Origin of the sequence: Azospirillum formosense (genome assembly GCF_013340925.1) — a bacterium.
GTDB classification, from domain to species: Bacteria; Pseudomonadota; Alphaproteobacteria; order Azospirillales; family Azospirillaceae; genus Azospirillum; species Azospirillum formosense.
In genome coordinates this window covers 1-7,527 of record NZ_WHOR01000275.1, presented here as the reverse complement: position 1 = coordinate 7,527, position 7,527 = coordinate 1, and the positions used below count along the sequence as shown (strand labels likewise).

Genomic DNA, 7,527 nt, shown 5'->3' with positions numbered 1-7,527 from the left:
ACCCACTTGGACTTTTCGCGCCGTATGGCTAGGTTGGCGCCAACGGCACGATGAGGCGCTCAGTGGACAGCGGGTTCAAGGACGACAGCGACGGCGGGTACGGGATCTTGCGGCGGCTGTCGGCCTGGGGCGTGCACGCCTTCACGGGCAGCGGCGTCGTGCTGGGGCTGCTGGCGCTGCTCGCCGCGGTCAACGGCGAGGCCAAGGCGTGCCTGGGCTGGCTGGGGCTGGCGCTGGTGGTCGACGGTGTGGACGGCACGCTGGCCCGCCGCGCCTCGGTGAAGGAGGTGCTGCCGGGCATCGACGGGTCGGCGCTCGACCTCGTGATCGACTATCTGACCTACGTCGTCGTTCCGGCCGTCTTCCTGTACCGCTTCGGCCTGCTGCCCGACGGGTTCGGCGTGGCGCTGGCCGCCTTCATCATGATGACGTCGCTTTACTGCTTCTCGAACACCGGGATGAAGAGCGGCGACAACTACTTCGTCGGCTTTCCGGCGATCTGGAACGTGGTCGCGCTCTATCTGTGGCTTCTGGCGCTCGACCCGTGGATCAACACCGCGGTGGTGCTGGTCCTCGGGCTGCTGACCTTCACGACGGTGAAGTTCCTGCATCCCTTCCGGGTGCGCCGCTGGATGCGCCTGAATCTTCTGGTCAGCGGCGCGTGGCTGGCCTCCAGCGCGGCGCTGGTGGTCCTGTACCCGGACCGTCCCGACGCCGTCTGGTATGTCTGGCTGGCCAGCAGCGCCTATTACGCGGCGGTCTGCCTGTGGCGGACGCTGCGCGGGCCGGCCGAGGCGTAAGGCGCGCCTCAGGGCTTCTCGGGGGCGGTCTCCCGGTTGATGTCGTCCTTGGCGTCGCGGGCCTTCTGCTGGATGGCTGTGCCGGCGTCCTGCATCATGCGGCCGGCCTCGGCGCCGATGCCCTTGGCGGCCTCGCCCACGCGCTCCGCGGTCTGGTCCACCGCGCGCCCGATCTCCTGGCCGGTCTTCTCCGCCGACTGCTGGTCGTCGCAGGCGGCCAGCAGCGGCAGGGCCAGGAGGGGAAGGGCAAGGACGGCGGTGCGAATCCCGTTACGACGAGCCATGGGATGGTCTCCACAGTTGATCCATGGAGGCGTAACGGTTCATGGGGGCGTTTGGTGCCCGTCCTCCCTCAAAAGCGGGCCCTTCCTCAAAAGCGGGCCGGGCTTCAAAAGCGGGCCCTCCGTCAAAAGCGGGCCTCCGTCAAAAGCGGTAAGAGGCGGTGATCGCGACCACCGGCCAGAAGCGGGCGGCACGGATCGAGTCCTCCACCTCGCGGCGCTGGTCCTCCAGCACGGCGGCGATGGCCGGCGTGGTCGCCACCCCGGGGGCGCTCAGGCTGACCCGCGGCTTGCCCTGGAACAGCACGCCGAGATCCACGCCGACGCTGAAGTTGGGGCTGAACACCGTGCCGTTGTAGCCGATGCCGGCATAGGGGGCGAAGCGGTCGAACTTGGCCTCGCCGTCGAGCTGGCCGGCCTGCTGCGGCGTGACCACCACCCCGCCGAAGCTGCGCGGACCGGACAGGGTGCCGGTCAGGTCGGCCTTGTTGTAGTTGATGCGCGCGCCGCCGCTGATGCGGAAGCCGGTGCCGGCGACCGGGTAGAGGTCCAGCACAGCGCCGAAGCTGCGCAGCTTCACGTCCAGGTCGTAATCGACGCCGGAGATGCCGCGGTCGGTGCTGAAGGTGAACATGTTGCCGCCCAGCCGCAGCCCGAACAGCGGATTCACCCGGTAGCCGGCCTCCAGTCCCAAGCCCAGCGTGCTGGCCTGCGCGCCGACATGGAAGGGGGGCCCGACCGGACCATCCATGGTCTGGGCGGTGGCGGCGGAGGCTCCGGCAACGGCGAGGGCGAAGGCGAGAAGGGCGGCGGTGCGCATGCGGCGTTTCCCCTGGTGCGTCTCGATCGAACGGGGAACGCGGACCAACCGCAAAAGTTGCGGCCGGCGTGGGGCGCCGGCCGCGTTTCAGCTGGCTGTGGCCAAACCGCCACAGCGATGGGTCCTGAGTGCTTAGAACTGATCCTCGCTCAGCGCCATGACCGTGCGGTGGGCGGTCAGGATCGGCAGCAGCAGGCCCGGCCCCTGGGCCAGGATCTGCTCGGCGTAGAAACGGGCGGTGACCAGCTTGGCCTCCAGGAAGGGCGCGTTGGCGCCGGGCTGGCGCAGCCCCTCCAGCGCCTTGGCGGCGGAGCGGGCGAGCATCCAGCCGCCGGCCACCGTGCCCCACAGCTTCAGATAGTTCACGGCCCCCGCCGCCGCGGCGCGCAGGTCGCCGTCGGCCTGGGTCTTCACCACCCAGGCCACCGCCTGCTCCAGTGCGTCCAGACCCGCGGACAGGTTGGTGCGGATCGCCTCCATGTCGTCGCTGGGGATGCTCTCCAGCTCCGCCACCGTGGCGCGCATCTCCGCGATGAAGGTCCGGGCCGACTCGCCGCCGTCGCGGCCGGTCTTGCGGAAGGTCAGGTCGTTGGCGTGGATGCCGTTGGTGCCCTCGTAGATCGGGGTGATGCGGGCGTCGCGGTAATGCTGCGCGGCGCCGGTCTCCTCGATGAAGCCCATGCCGCCGTGGATCTGCACGCCGGTGGAGGCGACGTCGCAGCCGATGTCGGTGCTCCACGCCTTCACGATGGGGGTCAGGATGTCGACGCGGGCGGTGGCGGCGGCGCGCACCGCGGCGTCCTCGTGGTGGCGGGAGACGTCGAGCTGGGTGCCGGCGTAGAGCGCCAGCGCGCGGGCGGCCTCCGTCTTGGCGCGCATGTCCAGCAGCATCCGGCGCACGTCCGGGTGGCGGATGATGGCGACGCCGGAGCCCTTGGGGTCGGCCAGATCCTTGCTCTGCACGCGGCCCTTGGCATAGTCGCGGGCCTGCTGGTAGGCGCGCTCGGCGATCGCCACGCCCTGGATGCCGACGCCGAGGCGGGCGTTGTTCATCATGGTGAACATGTATTCGATGCCGCGGTTCTCCTGGCCGACCAGGAAGCCGATGGCGCCGCCATCGTCGCCGAAGGCCATGACGGCGGTGGGGCTGGCCATGATGCCCAGCTTGTGCTCCAGGCTGGCGCAGCGCAGGTCGTTTCGCGCGCCCGGCGTGCCGTCCGCGTTGGGCAGGAACTTCGGCACGATGAACAGGCTGATGCCCTTGATGCCCGGGGGCGCGTCGGGCAGGCGGGCCAGCACGAGATGGACGATGTTGTCCGTCAGGTCATGCTCGCCATAGGTGATGAAGATCTTCTGGCCGGTGATGCGGTAGGTCCCGTCGTCGGCCCGCACCGCGCGGGTGCGCACGGCGGCGAGGTCGGAGCCGGCCTGCGGCTCCGTCAGGTTCATGGTGCCGTTCCACTCGCCGGCGATCATCTTCGGCAGGTAGAGCGCCTTCTGCTCCGCGCTGGCGTGCTCGGTCAGCAGGTCGACCGCGCCCTGGGTCAGCAGCGGGCACAGGCCGAAGGACAGGTTGGCCGCCTGCCACATCTCGTTCACCGCGAAGGCGACGGTCCAGGGCAGGCCCTGCCCGCCATACTCCGGCTCGAAGGGCAGGCTGTTCCAGCCGCTCTCGGTGAACTGGGTGTAGGCGTCCTTCCAGCCGGTCGGCGTGCGGACCACGCCGTTCTCCAGCACCGAGCCTTCCTTGTCGCCGACCCGGTTCAGCGGGGCGAGAACGCCGGAGGCGAACTTGCCGGCTTCCTCCAGCACGGCGTCCACCAGATCGGGGGCCGCCGAATCGCAGTTCGGAAGCGCGGCGACCGTTTCGAGGCCGACCACCTCGTTGAGGACAAAGCGGAGGTCATCGACCGGAGCGGTGTAGGGAATCATGGATGGAGCGGCCTCCCGTGACCCGATTGTGCGTGCGTTTCTGCGTGCCCGATTGCGCGTGAACACGCCTTGGGCGGTTTACGTGCGCGTCACCATACCGTACCGAATGGTGCATGGCGAGCCTCACCGTCCGACAGGAATATTGGCATCTGGGTTGCGGTGCGAACAGCGCGGCTGCGACGCAGGAGGGGAGGCGAAACTTGGCATCCCGGTTGCATAGGTGGGGCAGCACCGCTCACAGGGGTTCCTCCCATGACCATCGCCTCCGCCCTTGCCCGTCAGGCCGAATCCGCCGTCCAGGCCGCGAAGACCAGCCGCGGGCCGGAGACTGTCGAGGCGGCGGTCCGCAACGCCAGCGCCAAGACCGGGGTCGATTTTTCCTACCTCATGGAAAAAGCTGCCGTGGAGAGCGGGTACCGGACGGACGTGAAGTCCTCCTCGTCCTCGGCGACCGGGCTCTACCAGTTCATCGACAGCACATGGCTGGCGACGATGCGCGACCACGGGGCGGACCACGGCTACGCCAAATACGCCAACGCGATCCAGACGCGCGGCGACGGGCGGCCCTACGTCACCGATCCCGACCTGAAGCGCGAGATCCTCGACCTGCGCAAGGATCCCAACGCCTCGGCCCTGATGGCCGCGGAATACACCCGCGACAACAAGGAGTATCTGGAGGACACGGTCAAAGGGAAGGTCGGCTCCACCGAACTCTACATGGCGCATTTCCTCGGGGCGGGCGGGGCGTCGAAGTTCCTGAACGCCATGCAGGACAACCCCAACCGCGCCGCGAAGGAGCTGTTCCCCGACGCCGCCTCGGCCAACAAGGCGGTGTTCTTCGACAAGGACACCGGCCGGGCCAAGTCGCTGAAGGACATCTACGACCGCTTCGCGACGAAGTTCGCGGAGTCGCCCAACGCCGACTTCGCCCCGGCCCAGACCGCCATCGACCGGGTGCGCCGGCAGGACATGCCGGACGGCTTCACCACCCAGGTGCCCAGCATGCCGCAGAAGGCGCTGAACGGCACGCCGCTGTCGATCTACCATGTGCTGGCCCTGAACGCGCTGGAGACGCCGGACGAGGTGGACAGCATCTCCGGCCGGCCCGCCCGCGGCCGCCGCCCGGAGGGCGAGGACAAGGACAACCGCCGCATGCGCGACCAGCCGGTCCGCACGGATCAGAACGAGCACACCGGGCTTGGCCTCGGGCTTGGCCTGTCCAAGGTGGTCGGGCAGGGAACCGGGACGGCGGACACGACGACGAAGGCGGCCTGACCGGCTGAACGCCGGGCTACGCGCCCTTGAGGCGGTCGCGCGCCTCCGCCGCAATGGCCGCGAAGACCCGGCGGTCGCCGGGCAGCAGCGCGTCGGCGGTCAGCCGGCGGTGCGGCTCGAACCGCAACCCCGCCCGGTGCGCCGCCGCGGCGCTTCCCCAGAAAGCCGGCGGCCGATGGCTCAGGCCCGCCGCATGGCGCGGTTCGCGCAGCCTTACCTCCCGCAGCACATTGGTCAGATCGAAGTCGATCAGGAATCGCCGTCCGCCGGGGCCGGTCAGGCGAATCCAGGCATGGAACGGGAAGGCTTCCGCCTCCTGCCGCCGTTGCGCGGGATTGGGAGGACGGACGTCGGCGGGCGCCGCCGGGTAGCCGAGCCAGCGCCCCCGGCCGTGGGGCTCGGGCTTGCGAAACGCCACGCGGCCCAGCGCGACCTCCGTTTTCCCCTGGCCCAGGGCCTCCAGCAGCATCGCTCCGGCGAAGGCGTAATACTGGCAACCGCCCAGCCGGTGGGTGTGGACCAGGTCGCGGTGCAGCGGGTGGGCGGTCACGGCGTCATGCACCGCCCGCCGGATGCGCTCCTGTTCCGGCGGCAGGGCGCCTGTGGTGGACGCGCCATGCACCGGCGCCGTCTCGGCCTCGCCCAGCATCAGGCGCATCCACGCCGACATCGCGAGAAGCATCGCCGCCTCCGTTCCGCGGTTACCGACCGACTCCTACGAACAGGCCGGAACCGCGAAAGGTCTCACGGGGCGGGCAGGGGACCTCTTTCGGGTGGCGCCCCTTACGGCAGCATCTTGCCGGGGTTCAGCAGGCCCTTGGGGTCGAGCGCCGCCTTCATGGCGCGCAGCAGGTCGAATTCGACCGGGCTCTTGATGACCGGCATCTCGTCCTTCTTGAAGCGGCCCACGCCGTGCTCGGCGGAGATCGAACCGTCCAGGTCGAAGATGACCTCGTTCACGACGTGGCAGATCTCGTCCCAGCGGGCGAGGTAGGCGGTGGTGTCGGCGCCCTCCGGCTGGCTGAGGTTGAAGTGGATGTTGCCGTCGCCGACATGGCCGAAGGGGGTCGGGCGGATGCCGGGGCAGGCCGCGGCCACCGCGGCCTCGGCGCGCTCGATGAACTCGGCGACGCGCGACACCGGGACCGACACGTCGTTCTTGATCGAGCCGCCCTCGAACTTCTGCGCCTCGACGATGGCCTCGCGGATGAACCAGAGCTGGTTGGCCTGGGTCTCCGACTGGGCGATGGTGGCGTCGGTGGCCAGCTCCGCCTCGAAGGCTTCGCCCAGCGCCGCCTCGACCGTCTCGCGGAAGGCGTCGGACTGGGTGCCGGCGGTCAGCTCGGTCAGCACGTACCAGGGCGACGGCTCCGACAGCGGGTCGATGGTGCCGGCCACATGCTTCAGCGCGAACTCCAGGCAGCGGCGCGACATCAGCTCGAAGGCGGCGACGGCGTCGCCCGACGCCGCGCGCAGGCGGGCCAGCAGCTCGATGGCGGCGGCGGGGCTGGGCACGGCGATGAAGGCCGTCTCGGCCTGGCGCGGACGCGGGTAGAGCTTCAGCACCGCGGCGGTGACGATGCCCAGCGTGCCCTCCGCCCCGATGAACAGGTGCTTCAGGTCGTAGCCGGTGTTGTTCTTGCGAAGGCTGCGCAGGCCGTTCCAGACGCGCCCGTCGGCCAGCACCACCTCAAGACCCAGCACGAGGTCGCGCATGTTGCCGTAGCGCAGCACGTTGATGCCGCCGGCGTTGGTGGAGATCAGCCCGCCGATCTGGCAGGTGCCCTCGGCCCCCAGGCTCATCGGCAGCAGGCGGTCCTTGTCCTTCGCGGCCTCCTGCGCGGTCTTCAGCACGACGCCGGCCTCCACCGTCATGGTGTAGTTCAGCGTGTCGATGCCGCGGATCCTGTTCATCCGCGACAGGCTGATGACGATCTCGCGCCCTTCCTCGTAGGGGATGGAGCCGCCGACGAGGCTGGTGTTGCCGCCCTGCGGGACGACCGGGATGCCGGCCTCCGCGCAGATTTTCACCACCGCCGCGACCTCTTCGGTGCTGGCCGGGCGGACCACCGCCGGGCTGTTGCCCTTGAAGCGCCCGCGCCATTCCGACAGGTAGGGGGCCATGTCCTCCGGCGCGGTGAGAAGGCCGTTCGGGCCGACGATGGCGCGGATCCGGTCGAGGGCGGCGGAGAGGCTGGCGGCAGGGCTGGCGGAGGTCATGGGCGGACGGTCCGGGGGCTGGAGAGAGCATTGCCCCCACCCCCCCCCCCCCCCCCCGTCGCCGCGGGGGGGGGGTTTTTTTCCTCCCCTCCCCCTTTTTTTTTCCACAGCTAAGCCGGCGCCCTCCCGCCCCCTGTCGTTTTACTCTGTCTCTCTCTTCTTTTCCACAAAAAAAACTGCGACACCGCAGGCTTGTGTG

Annotated in this window: 7 protein-coding genes; 2 read left to right on the top strand and 5 right to left on the bottom strand. The window is 69.7% G+C overall.

Annotated elements, in window-relative coordinates:
• The first annotated feature begins 62 nt into the window (after positions 1–62).
• Positions 63–800, top strand: a complete 738-nt coding sequence (gene pcsA, locus GBZ26_RS24680) for a phosphatidylcholine synthase (protein WP_174441111.1) — start codon at positions 63–65, stop codon at positions 798–800.
• An 8-nt stretch (positions 801–808) separates the two neighbouring features.
• Here pcsA and GBZ26_RS24675 read toward each other — a convergent pair whose 3' ends face one another.
• The 3 genes from GBZ26_RS24675 to GBZ26_RS24665 form a co-directional block, all read right to left on the bottom strand.
• Positions 809–1,084: a hypothetical protein gene (locus tag GBZ26_RS24675; RefSeq protein ID WP_174441110.1), complete on the bottom strand. Its 276-nt coding sequence runs from the start codon at positions 1,082–1,084 to the stop codon at positions 809–811.
• 139 nt (positions 1,085–1,223) lie between these two features.
• The gene (locus GBZ26_RS24670; protein WP_174441109.1) at positions 1,224–1,901 is read right to left on the bottom strand and encodes a hypothetical protein; all 678 of its coding nucleotides are present in this window, start codon (positions 1,899–1,901) and stop codon (positions 1,224–1,226) included.
• 132 nt (positions 1,902–2,033) lie between these two features.
• On the bottom strand, positions 2,034–3,833 hold the full coding sequence (locus GBZ26_RS24665) for an acyl-CoA dehydrogenase (RefSeq protein ID WP_174441108.1): 1,800 nt from the start codon (positions 3,831–3,833) through the stop codon (positions 2,034–2,036).
• Positions 3,834–4,085: 252 nt separating this feature from the next.
• Between GBZ26_RS24665 and GBZ26_RS24660 the strand changes: the two genes are divergently transcribed.
• Positions 4,086–5,108 carry a lysozyme family protein gene (locus tag GBZ26_RS24660; RefSeq protein ID WP_174441107.1) on the top strand — a complete coding sequence of 341 codons (1,023 nt, stop codon included), beginning with the start codon at positions 4,086–4,088 and terminating at the stop codon, positions 5,106–5,108.
• Positions 5,109–5,124: 16 nt separating this feature from the next.
• Here the strand turns inward: GBZ26_RS24660 and GBZ26_RS24655 are convergent, their stop codons facing one another.
• Together GBZ26_RS24655 and GBZ26_RS24650 are read right to left on the bottom strand one after the other, a co-directional pair.
• Positions 5,125–5,790 carry a hypothetical protein gene (locus GBZ26_RS24655; protein WP_174441106.1) on the bottom strand — a complete coding sequence of 222 codons (666 nt, stop codon included), beginning with the start codon at positions 5,788–5,790 and terminating at the stop codon, positions 5,125–5,127.
• A gap of 101 nt (positions 5,791–5,891) precedes the next feature.
• The gene (locus tag GBZ26_RS24650) at positions 5,892–7,328 is read right to left on the bottom strand and encodes an FAD-binding oxidoreductase (RefSeq protein WP_174441105.1); all 1,437 of its coding nucleotides are present in this window, start codon (positions 7,326–7,328) and stop codon (positions 5,892–5,894) included.
• Positions 7,329–7,527: the final 199 nt, after the last annotated feature.